Below are 786 nucleotides of genomic sequence, written 5' to 3'. Positions count from 1 at the left end.
GCTCGACGGCAACAACACCCGTACCCGCCTGATGGTTGCTACCATCGAACTCGGCGGCTTCACGGTTGGTCTGCAGGACTCGCTTTATGAGCAGCTGCTCGGCTACGCCGGCAACGTCATCAACGACGACGTGATCAACTACGGTCCGTCGGAAGTGAACCAGGTTGCCTACACCTACAAGGCTGACGCTTTCACCGCGTTCATCGCTCTTGAAGACGACGGTCAGATCAAGCGTGACAACTCGGCTGCTTCGAGCGACTGGCCGAACGTTTCTGGTGGTGTGAAGTTCGACAACGGCACGTTCATGGCTGGCGTTACCGCTGGTTACGACGAATCGGCTGAAGAAGGCGCCATCAAGGCTCGTATCCAGGGCAAGTTCGGCGCATTCTCGGCCTTCCTGATGGGTGGCTGGAACACCGACGGCGACACCAACAACTCCTACGCTCCGGGCACCAACTTCGGCGGCGACACCGGCACGATCGGTTGGGGCGACTGGGCAGTTTGGGGCGGCGCTGGTTACAAGTTCTCCAGCAAGCTGGCGACCAACGTACAGCTGACCTACACGGACTCGGAAGTCTTTGCTGCTGCTGCAAACCTGCAGTGGACGCCTGCTGCCGGCTTCCTGATCCAGCCGGAAGTTTCCTACACGAGCATCCAGACCGGTTCGCTCGACAAGGACCAGTGGGCTGGCGTCGTTCGCGTACAGCGCACCTTCTAATTCCTCACGGAATTAAAGCGGAAAGGCCCGGCTATCGCCGGGCCTTTTTGCGTTTGGCGGCGAAGGAA

At 59.7% G+C, this 786-nt stretch carries 1 protein-coding gene; it reads left to right on the top strand.

What is annotated here, in order from left to right; genetic code table 11:
* The coding region (locus AC2GXZ_RS32590; protein ID WP_483763386.1) for a porin at positions 1–718 on the top strand (718 nt) is incomplete at its 5' end.
* Between the last annotated feature and the right edge of the window lie 68 nt (positions 719–786).

This window comes from Aliirhizobium sp. YIM B11859, assembly GCF_057163345.1.
This window is presented reverse-complemented; position numbering and strand designations above follow the sequence as displayed.